Source organism: Enterobacter sp. E12 (assembly GCF_014596715.2).
In the GTDB taxonomy this organism is placed as follows: Bacteria; Pseudomonadota; Gammaproteobacteria; order Enterobacterales; family Enterobacteriaceae; genus Enterobacter; species Enterobacter bugandensis.
The window spans coordinates 2,358,815-2,375,618 of the sequence record NZ_CP115601.1 but is presented as its reverse complement, the minus strand read 5'-3'; the positions used below and the strand labels follow the sequence as shown (position 1 = coordinate 2,375,618).

Sequence of the window (16,804 nt, the reverse complement as noted above, 5' to 3'; positions counted from 1 at the left end):
ATGGCAAAGACCAATAGCATCAATTTCATCATTTCTGTTAAATTGATAAGTAAATTTATATCAATACAGGGAGACGTCTCGTGCAGTTTCGTCAGATGCGCCACTTCATTGTCGTTGCCGAAGAGCTCCACATGCACCGGGCCGCCGAGCGTCTGAACATCGCCCAACCGGCGCTGAGCCAGCAGATAAAGGCGCTGGAAGAACGTTTAGGCGTCACGCTTTTCAGCCGGGCGAACCGCCGCTTAACCCTGACGCCCGCGGGCGAAGCGTTTCTGGTCAAAGCCCGGCTTGCCATCTCGTTGACCGAGCAGGCGGTGCTGGATGCCAGACAAACGGCACGGGGCGAGCAGGGGGAGTTAAACCTGGGGTGCGTGTCGAGTGCGATGTTTGACGGCAGGCTACCCGCCGCGCTGCGCCAGATGCACAGCCGCTGGCCGGCCATTACCATGTCCCTGATGACGGGAAATGTGCAGACGCTCTACGCCGCCGTGCAGAGCAACCAGCTGGACGTGGCCATCATCCGCGCGCCGCTGCCGTCGCTGCCTGACGATCTGCAAAGCCGGCCGTTCACGTCGGAGAAAACGGTGCTGGCACTCTCTCGTCAGCATCCGCTCGCCGGATCGTCCGCGCTGACGCTTTCGTCGGTGAAAGACGAAAAATGGATCTCGCTGCGCGATCCGGAGGGAATGGGGCTGGAGCAGTACTTCTATGACGCCTGCAGCGGGGCGGGCTTTCAGCCGGACGTAGTGCAAAATGCGACCGACGTGCCCACGGTGATAAGCCTTGTTGCGGCCGGATTTGGGCTGGCGTTGCTGCCCGCGTCGGCAAAGGCAGTGAGCGTTGAGAATGTCGTCTACGTGGACATCCTCGACCGGCTGCGGGAGAGCGAACTCACCCTGGTTTGCCACCGGATTATTCGTTCAGAAGTGCTTAAAAAGTTTCTGGTCACGCTCGATCACACCTGACGTCCGGCGGCCCGCAGCAGCTGCCCGCGCAGCCAGGCGTTCGCCGGATCCTGGCTGTTTTTCGGGTGCCAGTACATGTTGATGGTAATGGGCTGGAGCGGCAGCGGAGGTGGGAAAATATCCAGCGTGCTGGCAAACTGCTTCAGCATCCGTTCCGGCAGGGTACATACCAGGTCGGTACCGGCAACCAGCGCAGGCGCCATAGCGTAGCTCTGGGTGGACATGGCAACGTGTCGCTGATAGCCCAGCCCGGCGAGGGTTTGGTCGACAAATCCGGTAAAGGGATCTCCCGCCGACGACACCACCAGATGGGAAAGCGCGCAGTAGCTTTCCAAATCTAACGAACCTGTTCCACGCGGATGAGCTTTGCGCTGGGCGGTGGCAAACGCGTCGTCGAGAAGTTTGCGCCTCACCCATCCGTCATGGGCGCCCGCGCTCACGCCGATGTAGATATCCACATCACCGTTTTCCAGCTGCTGCGGCAGGTCTACCATCTCCGGCAGGGCGAAGCGCAGGCGGATGCCGGGGGCATCGGTACTCACCTGGTTAAGCAGCGCGGTGCCGAGCATCAGCGCTGGGTTTTCATGCAGCGCGATAACAAAGGTCCGGCTGCTGGTGTGCGCCTCAAACGTGGTGGGAGCGAACAGCGCGCGGATGCCGCGTAGCACGCTTTCAACCTGTGGCTTCAACGCCTCCGCTCTCGGTGTGGGTAATACCCCACGTCCATGTGGGGAGGGAATAAACAGCGGCTCGCCAAAGAGCGTGCGCAGACGCGCGAGACGGGCGGACAGCGCGGGCTGGCTGATGTCCAGCCGCGCGGCCGCATGAGTGATGTTCCTGTCCTGAAGCAGGGCGTCCAGCGCCAGGAGCAGGTCGATGTCCATGTCAGATATACGCGACATCACTCTACTTCGCGCCGCTGGCGTCCCGGTTGGTATAGGTGACAGGGACCCAGGCATAGCCGCCTTTCTCACCTTTCGTCACATAGCCGATGCCCGGAAAAGGCAGATGGGGCGCGGCAATAAGGTCTTTATTTTTCACAAAGTCAGCGAACGCATGCTCGCGTACGCTTGCCGCTTTGTTCTCATCTTCATCGTAGGTGATGGTCACCGCAGGCTGCGGGAACTGGACCGCCGCTGCGTGAATGATGTCGCCGACAAAGGTGATTTTCTCGCCTTTACTTGTCAGCGTGTAGAAGGCTGAACCCGGCGTGTGTCCGGGATGAACCGTGCCGGTCAGCCCCGGAAGAATCTCCGATGTGCCGCTAAACGGCACCACTTTACCCGCGTCAAGATAGGGTTTTAAGGTCTTCTGTGCGACATCGAAGTAGTTCTTGCCGTAGCCGGTTTTCTTCTGATTGTCGTCGTTAAGGAAAAAGTCGATGTCCGGTTTGCCAACGAAAACGCGCGCGTTGCTGAACACCAGCTTGCCGTCTTTCACCAGGCCACCCGCGTGGTCGGAATGGGCGTGGGTCAGCAAGACCTCAGTAATGTCCTCGGGTTTGATCCCCTGGGTGGCGAGGCTCTCAATCAGACGTCCGCCGTTGCCGGGGCCAAAGAGCTGGCCGGAACCGGTATCCACCAGGATTTTGTGTCCGGGCATCGCAATCAGGAACGCGTTGATGGACACTTCCGCCGGGTTGGTCTGAAAGTTTTTCGCGAGCAGTGCATCAATGTTTTGCGGCGTTGTCCGGCGCAGCAGCTTGTGCAGATCCTGCGCAACGGTCCCGTTCGTAAACGACGTTACCAGAACGTCACCGACCTGCACGCTGTAACCGCCCGCCGGTTGTTTAACGACGTGCTGCGGCGTTTCTGCCGAGGCCTGCAGCGCAGGGTAGAACAGCAATGAACTGGAAATCAGCGTGGAAAGAGCAAGTTTTTTCACGGTAAGCATACGAGTCTCCTTTGAAAGTGCTCATCTTACTGCTCCGTAAAATTATAAGAACCTGCTCAGAAATGATAGGACCTATAAACGAGATAAATAGCACAGCGCAACAGCCGGGTGGTGGTGAAGCCTTTCCCGGCCCGTAAAGCGTTATTTTTTCAGCGGTGCGTTCCAGCTATCCAGTGTGGCCCTGGACCAGGAACCATAAGCGGCATTAGGCAGCACAATCCAGTCGTTGCCGAAGTGTTCGGCGCTGGCTTCAACCAGCTCACGCTGCTGCTCGCTCGGTTTTTTGTTTTTGAACTGTACGGCGAAGTCCGGCAGGCTGTCGCCGAACAGCATCACGATCTGCTGCTTTTTGAGGATGCTCTGACGGCGCTCTTCCTTGCTGACCGTATCCAGCAGCACGCTCTCGTCAGATACCTGCGGCAGGCCGAGAGCGTTTAAAGTCTTCAGCGTGTCGGCTTTGTTTTCCTGCATACGGTCCGAAACATAATAGATGCGGACCTTGCTTTGATTCACATGGTCAAGAAAGGCCTTTGCTCCCGGAATTAAGCCGGGTTTTCCCTGTTTTTCCCAGTCGCTCCAGGTATCCCATTTCGTATAGTCGTGACACTGCGCCATGTCGCGCACCAGCAGAGGGGTGTTATCCAGCACCGTTTCATCCAGGTCCATCACCACGGCGTAATTTTCAGGTGTTTTCAGATCTTTTAATTTTTCGTTGAAACGCTCGGTGGCAAACCGATACGTCTGCAGCTGAAGGGCCAGAATCTCTGCCGATTTCTGCTGATAGCGCAGCGCCATTTCGTACGCTTTGGGTTCACACAGCTCGCGCTCAGCGGCCGTCGCCGCTGCACTCAAAACGGGTAATGCCAGCAGTAATGCCTTAGCCATTGAATTCACACTTCTTTCCTCAACACCGTGGTTAAAATCCCGAAAGCGTAATGAAGTTCAATGACAGAAATATGAAGGCAGCGTCGCTACACCAGCATGTAATACCAGAACAGGGCGACCTCGTCTTTTTCCGGTAAGGCGTTGTAGAGATACCGATCGTACCCGCCCAGGGTGAACCCGTAGTTACGGTAAAACAGACAGGCGGAGACGTTCACATTTTGTGTTTCAAGCCGTAATCCCGGCGCGTTTACGCTGCGGGCCCACACGTGCGCGGCAGCCATTAATTTTTGCGCGGCGCCGGTTCGGCGTCTGGTGCGATCAACGGCAATATAATCCACTGAAATAAATTTATTCCAGCCGATTGACGCGGTAATAAATCCGGCTAATTCACCGTCATCGGTTTCCGCAACAAGAAATATGGCGTCCGGATTAACGCAATGGTTTTCAAGCGTTTGGATGTCGAGTTCGTAGGTTTTTATCCAGGGCTCGGCGACGGCTTCAATATGCAAATCACAATGGATAAACGGCTCTCGCGCAATGTGGCTAATGGTGAAAGAAAAGTCACAACATTCAAGACGGACGAGGTCCGTATTTAATCCTTTTCGAATCTGCATAGTATTCCCGATAGTGAGTTATTTCATAAAGAATAGACGACGCGGTTAAATCCGCTGAGCTCACGCACTTGTGATCCTGGACTAAGCTTGTACTTCGTTCCGCGTAAAATGTGGGTCATTCGAGGACAATGAATGGAATTCAGGACATTTCAAAAGCAGTGGGGTGCTGAGTTTATTTCCGATGACGTGGTACGTTTTCGCGTCTGGGCAGAAGGACAGAAAGAACTTACGCTACGTCTGGCCGCCACCGACGTGCCGATGACGCCAACCGGCAACGGCTGGTTCCAGGCAGAAGTTTCGGGCGTCACGCACGGTGCAGAGTATCAGTTTGTCCTGCAGGACGGCATGACGGTACCCGACCCGGCATCGCGCGCGCAAAAGGGCGACGTTAACGGGCCATCGGTTGTTATCAATCCCCGACGCTATCAGCCGGTTAACCGGGACTGGGCAGGGCGGCCGTGGGAAGAGACGGTCATTTACGAGCTGCACGTCGGCACCTTTACCCCGGAGGGCACCTTCCGGGCGGCCATCGACAAGCTGCCCTATCTGGCGGAGCTCGGTATCACCCAGCTTGAAGTGATGCCCGTTTCCCAGTTTGGCGGAACCCGCGGCTGGGGCTACGACGGCGTGCTGCTGTATGCCCCGCACGTTGCCTACGGCACGCCGGAGGATTTTCACGCGTTTATCGACGCCGCGCACGGGCTGGGGCTTTCCGTGGTGCTGGATATCGTGCTCAACCACTTCGGCCCGGAGGGGAACTATCTCCCTCTGCTGTCGCCCGCGTTTTTTGATGCGGAGCGGATGACGCCGTGGGGCAACGGCATCGCTTACGAGCGCGAGCCGGTGAGGCAGTACATCACCGACGCACCGCTCTACTGGCTGACGGAGTACCGTCTGGACGGCCTGCGCTTTGATGCCATCGACCAGATTAAAGACAGCACCGGGACGCACATTCTGGAGGAGATTGCCGCGAAGATCCGCGAGGCGATCCCGCACCGTCACGTTCACCTGACCACGGAAGACAGCCGCAACGTGATTTTCCTGCATCCGCGCGATGAACAGGGCAACACGCCGCTGTTCACCGCCGAGTGGAATGATGACTTCCACAATGCTGCCCACGTGTTTGCCACCGGCGAAACGCACGCCTACTACCAGGATTTTGCGTGTGAGCCGGAGAAAAAGTTCGCCCGTGCGCTGGCGGAAGGGTTTGTCTACCAGGGCGAGATTTCGCTGCAAACCGGGGAATCTCGCGGGGTGGAGTGCCGCACCCAGCCGCCGCAGTTCTTCGTCGATTTCATTCAAAACCACGATCAGACCGGCAATCGCGCCCAGGGGGAGCGGCTCATCACCCTCGCGGGGGCCGACAGGACGCGGGTGCTGCTTGCCGCGCTGCTGCTTTCTCCCCATATCCCGCTGCTGTTTATGGGCGAGGAGTTCGGTGAAACGCATCCGTTCCTGTTCTTCACCGATTTTCACGGCGACCTGGCAAAAGCGGTGCGGGAAGGGCGCGCGAAAGAGTTTACCGGCCACGCCGGGCACGATGAAGCCGTCCCGGACCCGAACGACGTTAACACCTTCGTTCGCTCAAAGCTCGACTGGCATAAGATTGCTACCGACGAAGGGAAAACGTGGCTGCGCTTCACCCGCCACCTGCTGACGTTGCGCCATCGCTATATTGTTCCGCTTCTGCATCAGGGCGGCATCGTTGAAGGCAAGGCGATCGAGACCGCGCCCGGCATGGTGGCGGTGAGCTGGCGCTTCCCGTCCGGGACGCTCTCTCTGGCGCTCAATATCGGCCCTAAGCCTGTCGATGTGCCCGCGCTCGCAGGGGAGACGCGCTTCGCCTGGCCGGAGGTAAACGACGTTTTGCCGCCGAACAGTATTGTCGTTCGCTTTGCTGATGGAGACGCATCGTTATGATCCCTTCCGCCACGTACCGTATTCAGTTCCGCAACGGCATGACGTTTGACCGCGCTGTCGAGCTGGTGCCGTATCTGAAAGACCTCGGCATCAGCCACCTCTACGCCTCGCCCGTGTTTACCGCCACAACGGGTTCCACCCACGGCTATGACGTGACCAACCCGAATGAAATTGACCCCGCGATTGGCGGTCGGGAAGGGTTTGACCGCATGGCCGCGGCGCTCAGGCAGGCCGGCATGGGGCTGATTCTGGATATTGTCCCGAACCATATGTCCACCTCGCTGGAAAACGCCTGGTGGCGGGACGTGATTGAATATGGCCAGCAGAGCCGCTATTTCCGCTATTTCGATATCGACGCGTCGCGCCCGCTTACGCTGCCGTTTCTCGGCGACACCTTTGAGGCGGAGCTGGAGAAGGGTGCCATTACGTTAAAACGTGACACTGTCACGAATAAAGCCTCTCTGGTCTATTACGACACGGCGTACCCGCTTAATCCGGGCACGTACACCGAGGATAAAAGTATCGCCGAACTGCATGAGGCGCAGAGCTGGCGGCTGATGTCCTGGCGGGAAGCGCCGAAGCAGCTCTCGTGGCGGCGCTTCTTCGAGATCACCGGTCTGGTGGGCGTACGGGTTGAAGACGAGATGGTCTTCGACGATACGCACCGTCTTATTCTTGAGCTGGTTCACGCGGGCGTGGTTGACGGCCTGCGCATTGACCATATTGACGGCCTGGCCGATCCGCTGGGTTATTTGCAGAAGCTGCGGCAGGCAGCTGGACCTGACTGTTACATCACGGTCGAAAAAATTCTCGCGAAGGGAGAGCAGCTCCCCACCGACTGGCCGGTTTCCGGCACCACCGGCTACGAGTTTATCGCCTCGCTGGCGGAGGTGCTGGTCGACGACGATAACCTCTCGCGCCTGGAGACAATCCACGACGAGACGCTGGGCGTCACGGTCGATCGCCACGCCGAACTGCGCGATGCCAAGGGTCTGATGACCGATCGTAATTTTGAGGGCGAGTTCACCACGCTGCTAAACCTTGCGGACGATCTGGCCCGCCGCAATGACGTTGCGCTGCCGCGCGAGGAGATCCGCCACGCGCTGCGCGAGTTGCTTATCGCCTTTCCGGTGTACCGTACCTACGGCACTCGCGAGGGATTAACCCCGCCTGATGTGGTGCTGCTTAGCCGCGTGGTCGCCGGCGTAAATACCTCCGAAGCGGCCCTGAGCCTGATTGTCCGCATTCTTACCGGCGATCTACCGGAAGATTGCCGCGACTGCGCCGCGCTTTTCAGAACCCGCTTCCAGCAGCTGACCGGGCCGCTGATGGCGAAGTCGGTGGAAGATACGCTGTTTTTCCGTCTGAACCTTGAGCTTGCGCTCAATGAAGTGGGCGCTGACCCGACGCCGCGCGCGTTCTCGTTATCCCGCTTTCACCAGGAGATGCGCATTCGTCTCGCCCGTCAGCCCGACGCGCTGCTGGGCACCTCCACGCACGATACCAAGCGCGGAGAAGACGCCCGGGCGCGGCTCTACACCCTGACGGAGGCGCCGGAACGCTGGGGAGAAAATCTCGCCCGCTGGCGGCAGATGAACCAGACCCAGGTGCGTTTTCTCAACGACGGCACCGCGCCGAACGCCGCCGATACCTGGATGATCTATCAGGCGCTGGCGGGCGTCTGGCCCGCCACGCTGTCGCCTGACGATGCCGAAGGGCTTGCATCGCTGGAGACGCGTTTCCTCGGCTTCCTTGAGAAAGCGCTTCGTGAGGCGAAGCAGCGCACCGACTGGATCGACAGCAACGAGAGCTATGAGAGCGTAGTGCTGAGCTATGCGCGACATCTGCTTTCCCCGGATAACGCCCCGTTCCTGCACGATTTCAGCGAGGCGATGCAGCCTTTTATCCGCGCCGGGCTGATGAACAGCCTCAGCCAGACGGTCATCAAGCTGACGGCGCCCGGCGTGCCGGATATCTATCAGGGCAGCGAGGCGCTCAACTTTAGCCTCGTCGACCCGGATAACCGGCGGGAGCCGGACTTCAACGCGCTGGTGCAAAACCTCAGTGCGGCGGATGCTTCAGTGTTTGAACACCCGGCGTGCTGGCGGGACGGCAGGGTAAAGCAGTTTGTCACCGCCACGCTGCTGCGGCTTCGACCGCATTACGACGCGCTTTTCCGCTACGGCGACTGGCTGCCGCTCAAGGTTTCCGGCGAGCGCGAGGAGAACCTGATTGTCTATGCGCGCGTTAAAGACGAGGAGGCGCTGATCGTTGCCGTGCCGCGTCTGGTTTTTGGCATCACCGATAATCATCAGCTGTGGATCAATACCACGGTAGCGATACCCGACGAACTGGCCGGGAAGCGCTATCGGGATCTGTTCAGCGGTGAAAGCCGCATTCTGCAAGAGACGCTGGATTTAACGTCAGAAAAGGGATGTGTACTGGTTCTGCTTACCTGCGAATAATCGTGGAGAACGAAAATGGCAAAGGAAACTACGTTTGAAATTCGGGCCGGTCATGGCCAGCAGTTGGGTGCGAATTATGACGGGAAGGGCGTTAACTTCGCGCTGTTCTCCGCGCACGCGGAGCGGGTGGAGCTCTGTCTGTTTGACCCGTCCGGGAAAACAGAAATCGCCCGGCTGGAGCTGCCGGAGTATACCCATGAGGTCTGGCACGGCTATGTGCCTGACCTGAAACCCGGTGCGCTGTACGGCTATCGCGTCTACGGCCCCTACGATCCGGAAAACGGTCACCGCTTTAACCCGCATAAGCTGCTTATTGACCCGTATGCCCGTGAACTGGTGGGCGATATCGACTGGAACGATGCCCATTTCGGCTATGAGTTGGGGCATGACGAACTGGATCTTAGCTTCGATACGCGGGACAGCGCGCCGTTCACGCCGAAATGCAAGGTTATCGACCCGAACGCTTTCGACTGGCAGGACAACAACCGGCCAAACGTGCCCTGGCCACATACCGTCGTCTATGAGAGCCACGTGAAGGGCTTTACCCAGATGAACCCGGCCATCCCGCCCGAGCTGCGCGGGACGTTCGAGGGGATGGGACACAAAGCCTCGGTCGACTACATCAAAAGCCTCGGCATTACCTCGGTGGAGCTGCTGCCCGTTCACTGGTTCCCGGACGACCAGCATCTGCTCGACCGTGGCCTGAAGAACTTCTGGGGCTATAACACGCTCGGCTTTTTTGCTCCGGCGTCGCGCTACTACGGCCCGGCGGGGATCCAGGGCTTTCGCGACATGGTGCGCGCCTATCATGACGCGGGCATCGAGGTGATTCTGGACGTGGTCTACAACCACACGGCGGAAGGTAACGAGCTGGGGCCAACGCTTTCATTCAAGGGCATTGATAACTACAGCTACTACCGCACGCTGCCGGACCAGCACCGGTATTACATTAACGATACCGGGACGGGGAACACGGTGAATACCTCGCACCCGCGCGTGCTGCAGATGGTGATGGATTCCTTGCGCTACTGGGCCGAATCCATGCACATTGACGGTTTTCGTTTCGACCTGGGGACGATTCTGGGCCGCGAACCTGAGGGGTTCGATCCGCGCGGGGGCTTTTTCGACGCCGTTACCCAGGATCCGGTGCTCTCTAAGCTCAAGCTGATTGGCGAGCCCTGGGATATTGGCCCCGGCGGCTATCAGGTCGGTGGATTCCCGCCAGGCTGGGGAGAGTGGAACGACAAATACCGCGATACCGTGCGCGAGTACTGGAAGGGGGACAACGTCTCGACGGACTTTGCCGCGCGTCTGCTGGGCTCCGGGGATCTGTACGACCTGCGCGGGCGTCGCCCGTGGGCCAGCGTCAACTTTATCACCGCCCACGACGGCTTTACGCTGAATGACCTGGTGTCGTACAACGAGAAGCACAATGCCGACAACGGCGAGGACAATAACGACGGGCATAACGATAACCGGTCGTACAACTATGGCGAAGAAGGGCCGACGGAGAACCCGGACATTATCGCCACCCGCGAACGGCAGAAGCGTAATTTCCTGACCACGCTGCTTTTCTCCCACGGCACACCGATGCTGCTGGCGGGGGACGAGTTTGGCCGTACGCAGAAGGGCAACAACAACGGCTACTGCCAGGACAGCGAGATCTCATGGATCGACTGGAAGGGGCTGTCCGAAAACGACACGGCGCTGCGCGAGTTCACCCGCCGGCTCATTGCCCTGCGCGCGCAGCAGCCGTTGCTGCGTCGTGAGAGCTGGCGCGACGGGCTGGAGATCCGCTGGTTCAATGCCGGAGGCGGTCCGCAGCAGGCCGAGCAGTGGGATGAAGGCTCAACGCTCGGGGTCTCAATCAGCAGGCCGGATCTTCAGCAGGAGGACGGCATCTGGCACGACGTGCTGATGCTATTCAATCCGTTTGAAGGCACCGTGCCGTTCCAGATCCCGCAGTTTGGCGAAGGGGGATGGGTGCTGGAGCTGTCTACGGCGGATGACGCTGCCGCCGGGACAGCGTTCACCGAAACCGTAGAGTACGAACTGGCCGGACGCAGCATTACCCTGTTCAGACGTCCGTAATTCAGAGTGATGCCGCCGCGCGGGCGGCGGTGTCATACAGGGAGGAGATCGCGCGTAGCAGCTGCGCGGTTTCGCCGATGGATTTCCCGGAAATGCCGCTCTCCGCATGAATGGCGATCAGACACGCTTCGCGCACGTCCCGGTACTTCATGCACAACGCTTTCCCTTCCTCCGTGGTGGAGAAAAAGAGCTCTTTACCCGCTTTCTCGCTCGTCACGTAGCCCGCTTTAACCAGCTTTTTCAGGGCATAGGTCACTACATGCGTATCTTCCACGTTGAGAACAAAGCAGATATCGGCCAGCTTTTTCTTGCGGTCGCGGTGGTTCACGTGATGCAGCAGCGAGACGTCAAAAGCGCCCATATCCGGCTCTCCGGCTGCGGCCATGCAGCGCACCATCCACTTGTTAAACGCGTTGCCGGTCATGATCAGCGCGTACTCCAGCTCTGACAGTTCCGCGCAGCGCTCCGACACCAGATGGCGGGAGGAGACGATCCGGCCATCGTTGATATCGTTGCAATCTGGTGAAGCACTCTTTTTCGAGGTCATAACGTTCCTTAGCCAGAAATGTAAACTCGTCGATAAAATAAGAACATTTTATTGATAATTTGTTTACATGTTTTTGAGGTTCAGATATAGCTTTTTAGCGCAGGTTTTGTGAAGCCTGACGAAAAACACAACATCGCTCGCCGCAAATTAAAAAAATAGCCGTCGGCGCGCAACGCTCACTTTCGATAGGGTAAACGTTATGGACGGTACTACGCTGTTGCCGCTGATCGGGATACCGATCGTGGTCATTGGTTTTGCACTGCGCTTCAACCCGCTGCTGGTCGTTGTGGTAGCGGGGCTGGCAACGGGCCTGCTGGTCGGGATGGATTTCGGGATGCTGCTGGAGACCTTTGGCGAGAAGTTCGTCAATAGCCGATCGCTGGCGACCTTCATCCTGATCCTGCCGGTAATTGGTCTGCTGGAATATTACGGGCTTAAAGAGCGCGCCCAGGCCTGGGTGGCGAAGATCGCCAGCGCCACCTCGGCGCGTATTCTGATGCTCTACTTCGTGGCGCGTGAAGGCACCGCCGCGCTGGGGCTGATGTCGCTGGGCGGCCATGCCCAGACGGTACGCCCGCTGCTGGCCCCGATGGCCGAAGGGGCAGCGCTGAACGAATACGGCGAACTGCCGCAGCACATTCGCGACAAAATCAAGGCCCATGCCGCGGCGTGCGACAACATCGCGGTCTTCTTTGGGGAAGATATCTTTATCGCCTTCGGTGCGGTGCTGCTGATTGACGCGTTTCTGAAGGAAAACGGGATCGAAGGGATCGAGCCGCTGCACATCGGCCTGTGGGCCATTCCCACCGCCATTGCGGCATTGATTATTCATATGACGCGCCTGCTGCGCCTGGATGCCAGCATCCGCCGCGACGTCATGGCCTGGCGTGCAGAGCAGGGTACGCAGGGGGCCGCGCAATGATGACGCTTATCACCATTAACCGCGTGTATTACCTGATCGGCTTTGTTGTGATGCTGCTGGTTGTCATGACCCTGCGCGACCGCGCTAATCCGAAGCGTTTTACCACCGCGCTGTTCTGGTTTTTATTCGGCGGGATCTTCCTGTTCGGTGACCTGATGGTTCAGGAGTTGGGCAAATCGCTGGCGTACCGGATCGTTGGCGGTTGCGTTATCGCTATCGCGCTGTTGGCGGGTTTTGGCCTGGTCGGGAAAGGCCACTATAAAATGGCCTCCGACGAGGAGCGCATTGCCTCGTCAAACCGCCTTAAAAACTGGCTGTTCCTGCCCGCGTTGATGATCCCGGTGGTGACGGTAATCGGGACGCTGTTCCTGAAGGGGGTGTCGATTGGCGGTGTTTACCTTCTCGACCAGAAACAGCTCACTCTGGCGGCGCTGTGCGTGGCCTGCGTCGCGGCGATCCTCACCGGCTGGTGGCTGACCAAAGGCACGCCGCTGCACGCCATTCGTCAGTCCCGTCGTCTTGTCGATACCATCGGCTGGGCGGTGATCCTGCCGCAGATGCTGGCCATGCTCGGCGGCGTGTTCGTGGCGGCCAATACCGGTGATTCGGTACAGAAGGTGGTGAGCCTGTTCGTGAACCCGGACAGCCGCTTCATGCTGGTGGTCATTTACTGCGTGGGGATGGCGCTGTTTACCATGATCATGGGTAACGCCTTTGCGGCCTTCCCGGTGCTGAGCGCGGGGATCGCCTTGCCGTTCCTGATCAACGTGCATCACGGCAACCCGGCGCCGCTGCTGGCGATCGGCATGTACGCGGGCTACTGCGGCACGCTGATGACGCCGATGGCCGCGAACTTCAATATCGTTCCCGCCGCGCTGCTGGAGCTGAAAGACAAATATCAGGTGATCAAGATCCAGATCCCGACCGCGTTAACCCTGCTGGTGGTGAACGTGTTCCTCATGTATTTCCTCGTGTTTCGCTAAGGAGCTGTTATGGAATTGACGCAACATCAGGCTGACGCGTTTGCCCGCATGCCTTTAACCTATTTGCGCCAGGAATACCCGAACCACATCATGCATCTGCTGAATGATGACGGTGACGTTCTGCCGCCTCGCGAGCTGCACCCGATTTTCTACGGCTGTTTCGACTGGCACTCGGCGGTGCACGGCTACTGGCTGCTGCTGCGCTGCGTGCGCCTCTATCCTGATCTACCGTGTCGGAATGACATCGTCGCGCTTTTCGACGAGCATCTGACCGACGAGAACGTGGCGAAGGAGCTGGCCTATTTCACCGCGCCGTTCCGCGCCTCGTTTGAGCGGCCGTATGGCTACGGATGGCTGCTGGCGTTGGCCCAGGAGCTGAAACAATCGTCGCTGCCGCAGGCCACAGGCTGGTACCAGACGCTGGAGCCGCTCACCCAGGATATTCGCAACCGGCTGGTGGATTACCTCAGCAAGCTAACCTATCCGATCCGCGTCGGAACGCACTACAACACGGCGTTTGCCCTCGCGCTGGGGCTGGACTACGCCCGAGCCGTGGAAGATACCGCGCTTGAGCAGGCGATTGTGACGGCGGCGGAGCGGTTTTATTTCGCCGACACGCGCTACCCGGCTCACTACGAGCCGGGTGGTGATGAGTACATCTCTGGTGCGCTGACGGAAGCGCTGCTGATGAGCAAGGTCGCAGAGAATTTCCCGGCCTGGTTTGACGCGTTTCTGCCGGATATCGGCTCCATTGCGGCGCTGATGAAGCCGGCGGAAGTGAGCGACCGTACCGACCCGAAAATTGCCCATCTGGATGGGTTAAACCTCAGCCGCGCCTGGTGTATGAAGCATATTGCCAGGGCGCTTCCGGTAAACCACCCGGCCCAGCAGGCCTTGCGTGATGCCGTGGCAAAACACCTGGCGGCAAGCGTCGGGCACGTGGTGGGCAGCCACTACAGCGGCGGGCACTGGCTGGCGAGCTTTGCGTTGCTGGCGCTTGAATAAACGAACGAGTCGTCTTTTTTGCCGGGTGGCAGCTTTGCCTTACCCGGCCGTTGTCCCGTACAAACGTAGCGCCGCCGGGCGATTCAGGCTGATGCCCGAACCGCAGGGCGCAGCCTGCTCAGGCTAAACAAAACCGATCCCGTCGAGGCGATGACGGCGATCCACAGTGCCAGATGCACGGCCCGATCGTGGTCTGATCCCGTCGTCGCAAGCAGCACCCCCACCGCGGCGGCCCCCAGACATTGTCCGAACGTCCTGACGATAGACAACACCCCTGAGGCATAGCTGGCATATTCCCGCGCCACGTTAGCGAGCATCTCCCGGTTATTGGGGCTCTGGAAGCAGCCAAACCCAATCCCGCAAACCAGACTGCGCAGGCAGATATTCCATACGGACGGATTTTCCGGCAACGTCGCCAGCAGGACCAGCCCACCGACAAAAATCATCAGGCCGATAGTCGAGATCAGCGGCGCGGAAAGGGTATCTGCCCAGCGCCCCGCGTGCGGTGCGATCAGCACGATGCCCATTGGCCACGGGGTGAACAGCAGCGCCGAAACCACCGGGCTGAAGCCATACACGCTCTGAAAGAGGAACGGCAGCGCGACAAAGGTGATGCCCTGGCTGACAAACGAGGCCAGCGAGGTCAGGGCGGCGAAGGTGAAGCGTCCGTTTCTGAACATAACGGGCGGCAGTATGGGACTGCGCGCGCGCCGAATACGCCAGACGAAGGCGATAGCGCTGACCAGCGTGAGAAGCCCCCAGCCAGCGGCTGCCGGGTTAATGCCTGGCGTTATGTGCTGAAGGCTGTCGGCCAGCATGATTGCAGAACCTAACAGCACGGCGGAGAGCGCGGCGCCCGGCGCATCAAAGGGGGAGCGGTCAACGTCCGACTGGCGCGGCAACGCCCGCCATGCCAGCAACAGGGCAATACTGCCCGGAACAAGGTTAATGGCGAACAGCCACTGCCAGCTCAGCGCGTCCAGTATCGTCCCGCCCAGCACAGGGGCAATTGCCGTGCTGGCGGCGATAAGCAGGGCGTGCAGCCCCAGAATGCGGCCAAGCAGTCGACCCGGAAAAACGGAACGCAGGATCGCCGGGGCGATACTCAGGGTAGCCGCGCCGCCGATGCCCTGCAGAATACGCATCCCGATCAGCATGTCGGGCGTTTTCGCCAGCGCGCAGCCGAGTGAGGTGAGCGTAAAGGTGGCAAGCCCGGAAAGAAAAACCGGTCGAAAGCCCACGCGCGCCGCCAGCGCCGCGAAGATGGCCAGCGTCATTGCCGCCGATAGGAGATAACCGTTGGCAAACCACACCGCAACGTTCGCGGGGACCTGCATCGCCCTTGCCATGGAGGGCAGCGCGATGTTGATCATGGTGCCGTCAAAGACGCCCATCAGCGTGGTGGTCATGACGGCGGCCATCACCCGGGCGCGTTCATGACCGGGTAAGCCTTCATCGCCGGGCTGGTTTGAAAAGAGCGTCATCGTCGTTACTCCGCATAAGAATAGTGATGACGAAACTATAATCATGAGGTATACAGGGCGGAAGACGCAGTACTTGCACTTTATCGTTGCATAAGACGCCTTATCTGAGGAGCCATCGTGTCCGATCCTGACTTTAACCTTCTGGTTGCGCTCGACGTTCTGCTGGCCGAAGCCAGCGTGGCTGGCGCGGCGCGGCGCTTAAACCTGAGCACCTCCGCCATGAGCCGCACCCTGAGCAGGCTGCGGGAGGTGACAGGCGATCCTATCCTGGTGCGGGCCGGTCGGCAGATGGTGCTGACGCCCTGGGCCGAAGCCACCCGGGACCGGGCCAGAAGCGCCGTGCATGAGGCAAGGGCGGTACTGCAACCCTCCACGGAAACGCTGAATGTTGAGCGTATGGAGCGCCTGTTCACCATACGTGCCAACGACGGCTTTGTGGTGGCGTTTGGGCCACTGCTCATTGCCGCAGTGGCGGCGGTGGCGCCCGACGTCTGCATTCGCTTTTCGCCGAAACCTGAGAAAACGTCGCGCTATCTGCGAGAGGGGCTGGTTGACCTGGAGATCGGCGTGCAGAGCAATATGGGGCCTGAAATTCGTCTGCAACGGCTCTTTCAGGACCGGTTTGTTGGCGCGGTGCGCCAGGGGCATCCGCTGGCCTCGCTGTCGTCAGTCAGCCTGGAGGATTATGTCGCCTGGGGGCACGTGGTGGCCTCGCCCGAAGGCTCCCTGCACGGATTTGTCGATGAGGCGCTGGCGGAACGCGGGATGAAGCGCAAAATTGCCAGCGTGGTGCCAGGGTTTCCGACGGCGTTATCGGTGGCGCTGGTCTCCGATCTCGTTGCCATGGTGCCGGCGCTCTATCTGCTCAATCAGCCGATGACCGAGCGCGTGCACGTCTTTGAACTGCCGTTTAAAACCCGGAGCATTACGGTGTCACAGATGTGGCATCCGCGCATGGAAAAGGACCCGGCGCATCGCTGGCTCAGAGAAAAGGTGTTGGAGGTGTGCCGCGCTGTACGCTGAAGGCTCA

At 59.4% G+C, this 16,804-nt stretch carries 14 protein-coding genes; 8 read left to right on the top strand and 6 right to left on the bottom strand.

What is annotated here, in order from left to right:
* Nucleotides 1–80 precede the first annotated feature (80 nt).
* Nucleotides 81–965: a LysR substrate-binding domain-containing protein gene (locus IB212_RS11320; RefSeq protein ID WP_041909939.1), complete on the top strand. Its 885-nt coding sequence runs from the start codon at nucleotides 81–83 to the stop codon at nucleotides 963–965.
* On the opposite strand, the gene IB212_RS11315 is transcribed toward IB212_RS11320, so the two are convergent.
* The 4 genes from IB212_RS11315 to IB212_RS11300 form a co-directional block, all read right to left on the bottom strand.
* A complete protein-coding gene (locus tag IB212_RS11315) occupies nucleotides 956–1,867 on the bottom strand; it encodes a LysR family transcriptional regulator (protein ID WP_188245618.1) in 912 nt (303 codons plus the stop codon). The two genes, IB212_RS11320 and IB212_RS11315, sit on opposite strands and share 10 nt — an antisense overlap.
* A 4-nt stretch (nucleotides 1,868–1,871) precedes the next feature.
* On the bottom strand, nucleotides 1,872–2,858 hold the full coding sequence (locus IB212_RS11310) for an MBL fold metallo-hydrolase (RefSeq protein ID WP_188245619.1): 987 nt from the start codon (nucleotides 2,856–2,858) through the stop codon (nucleotides 1,872–1,874).
* Between the two features lie 141 nt (nucleotides 2,859–2,999).
* The gene (locus IB212_RS11305; RefSeq protein ID WP_223239573.1) at nucleotides 3,000–3,743 is read right to left on the bottom strand and encodes a 5'-nucleotidase, lipoprotein e(P4) family; all 744 of its coding nucleotides are present in this window, start codon (nucleotides 3,741–3,743) and stop codon (nucleotides 3,000–3,002) included.
* 86 nt (nucleotides 3,744–3,829) lie between these two features.
* On the bottom strand, nucleotides 3,830–4,357 hold the full coding sequence (locus IB212_RS11300; protein ID WP_041909946.1) for an N-acetyltransferase: 528 nt from the start codon (nucleotides 4,355–4,357) through the stop codon (nucleotides 3,830–3,832).
* 132 nt (nucleotides 4,358–4,489) lie between these two features.
* Between IB212_RS11300 and treZ the strand changes: the two genes are divergently transcribed.
* From treZ to glgX, 3 genes are read left to right on the top strand one after another with little or no spacing between them, the layout of a single operon-like run.
* Nucleotides 4,490–6,277 carry a malto-oligosyltrehalose trehalohydrolase gene (gene treZ / locus IB212_RS11295; protein WP_188245620.1) on the top strand — a complete coding sequence of 596 codons (1,788 nt, stop codon included), beginning with the start codon at nucleotides 4,490–4,492 and terminating at the stop codon, nucleotides 6,275–6,277.
* Nucleotides 6,274–8,742 carry a malto-oligosyltrehalose synthase gene (gene treY / locus IB212_RS11290; protein ID WP_188245621.1) on the top strand — a complete coding sequence of 823 codons (2,469 nt, stop codon included), beginning with the start codon at nucleotides 6,274–6,276 and terminating at the stop codon, nucleotides 8,740–8,742. The genes treZ and treY overlap by 4 nt, the downstream gene beginning before the upstream one ends.
* 15 nt (nucleotides 8,743–8,757) lie before the next feature.
* A complete protein-coding gene (glgX, locus tag IB212_RS11285; RefSeq protein ID WP_041909951.1) occupies nucleotides 8,758–10,833 on the top strand; it encodes a glycogen debranching protein GlgX in 2,076 nt (691 codons plus the stop codon).
* A 1-nt stretch (nucleotide 10,834) separates the two neighbouring features.
* Here glgX and IB212_RS11280 read toward each other — a convergent pair whose 3' ends face one another.
* Nucleotides 10,835–11,380 (bottom strand): winged helix DNA-binding protein, encoded by a 546-nt coding sequence (locus IB212_RS11280; protein WP_041909953.1) that lies wholly within the window; start codon nucleotides 11,378–11,380, stop codon nucleotides 10,835–10,837.
* Between the two features lie 199 nt (nucleotides 11,381–11,579).
* On the opposite strand from IB212_RS11280, the gene IB212_RS11275 reads away from it, so the two are divergent.
* From IB212_RS11275 to IB212_RS11265, 3 genes are read left to right on the top strand one after another with little or no spacing between them, the layout of a single operon-like run.
* Nucleotides 11,580–12,302 (top strand): DUF969 domain-containing protein, encoded by a 723-nt coding sequence (locus tag IB212_RS11275; protein ID WP_028013182.1) that lies wholly within the window; start codon nucleotides 11,580–11,582, stop codon nucleotides 12,300–12,302.
* Complete coding sequence (locus IB212_RS11270; protein ID WP_041909955.1) at nucleotides 12,299–13,285, top strand: DUF979 domain-containing protein; 987 nt, start codon at nucleotides 12,299–12,301, stop codon at nucleotides 13,283–13,285. The genes IB212_RS11275 and IB212_RS11270 overlap by 4 nt, the downstream gene beginning before the upstream one ends.
* A 9-nt stretch (nucleotides 13,286–13,294) precedes the next feature.
* Nucleotides 13,295–14,290 carry a DUF2891 domain-containing protein gene (locus IB212_RS11265; protein ID WP_041909957.1) on the top strand — a complete coding sequence of 332 codons (996 nt, stop codon included), beginning with the start codon at nucleotides 13,295–13,297 and terminating at the stop codon, nucleotides 14,288–14,290.
* Between the two features lie 83 nt (nucleotides 14,291–14,373).
* Here IB212_RS11265 and IB212_RS11260 read toward each other — a convergent pair whose 3' ends face one another.
* Nucleotides 14,374–15,774, bottom strand: a complete 1,401-nt coding sequence (locus IB212_RS11260; RefSeq protein WP_041909959.1) for an MFS transporter — start codon at nucleotides 15,772–15,774, stop codon at nucleotides 14,374–14,376.
* A gap of 117 nt (nucleotides 15,775–15,891) precedes the next feature.
* On the opposite strand from IB212_RS11260, the gene IB212_RS11255 reads away from it, so the two are divergent.
* On the top strand, nucleotides 15,892–16,797 hold the full coding sequence (locus IB212_RS11255; RefSeq protein ID WP_041909961.1) for a LysR family transcriptional regulator: 906 nt from the start codon (nucleotides 15,892–15,894) through the stop codon (nucleotides 16,795–16,797).
* Nucleotides 16,798–16,804 lie beyond the last annotated feature (7 nt).

Bases quoted from the DNA above. Each gene is read 5' to 3' on its own strand.
- IB212_RS11305 (WP_223239573.1), bottom strand. From the start codon at position 3,743: ATGGCTAAGGCATTACTGCTGGCATTACCCGTTTTGAGTGCAGCGGCG.
- IB212_RS11265 (WP_041909957.1), top strand. From the start codon at position 13,295: ATGGAATTGACGCAACATCAGGCTGACGCGTTTGCCCGCATGCCTTTA.
- glgX (WP_041909951.1), top strand. From the start codon at position 8,758: ATGGCAAAGGAAACTACGTTTGAAATTCGGGCCGGTCATGGCCAGCAG.
- IB212_RS11270 (WP_041909955.1), top strand. From the start codon at position 12,299: ATGATGACGCTTATCACCATTAACCGCGTGTATTACCTGATCGGCTTT.
- IB212_RS11315 (WP_188245618.1), bottom strand. From the start codon at position 1,867: ATGTCGCGTATATCTGACATGGACATCGACCTGCTCCTGGCGCTGGAC.
- IB212_RS11260 (WP_041909959.1), bottom strand. From the start codon at position 15,774: ATGACGCTCTTTTCAAACCAGCCCGGCGATGAAGGCTTACCCGGTCAT.
- IB212_RS11280 (WP_041909953.1), bottom strand. From the start codon at position 11,380: ATGACCTCGAAAAAGAGTGCTTCACCAGATTGCAACGATATCAACGAT.
- IB212_RS11310 (WP_188245619.1), bottom strand. From the start codon at position 2,858: ATGCTTACCGTGAAAAAACTTGCTCTTTCCACGCTGATTTCCAGTTCA.
- treZ (WP_188245620.1), top strand. From the start codon at position 4,490: ATGGAATTCAGGACATTTCAAAAGCAGTGGGGTGCTGAGTTTATTTCC.
- IB212_RS11300 (WP_041909946.1), bottom strand. From the start codon at position 4,357: ATGCAGATTCGAAAAGGATTAAATACGGACCTCGTCCGTCTTGAATGT.
- IB212_RS11275 (WP_028013182.1), top strand. From the start codon at position 11,580: ATGGACGGTACTACGCTGTTGCCGCTGATCGGGATACCGATCGTGGTC.
- treY (WP_188245621.1), top strand. From the start codon at position 6,274: ATGATCCCTTCCGCCACGTACCGTATTCAGTTCCGCAACGGCATGACG.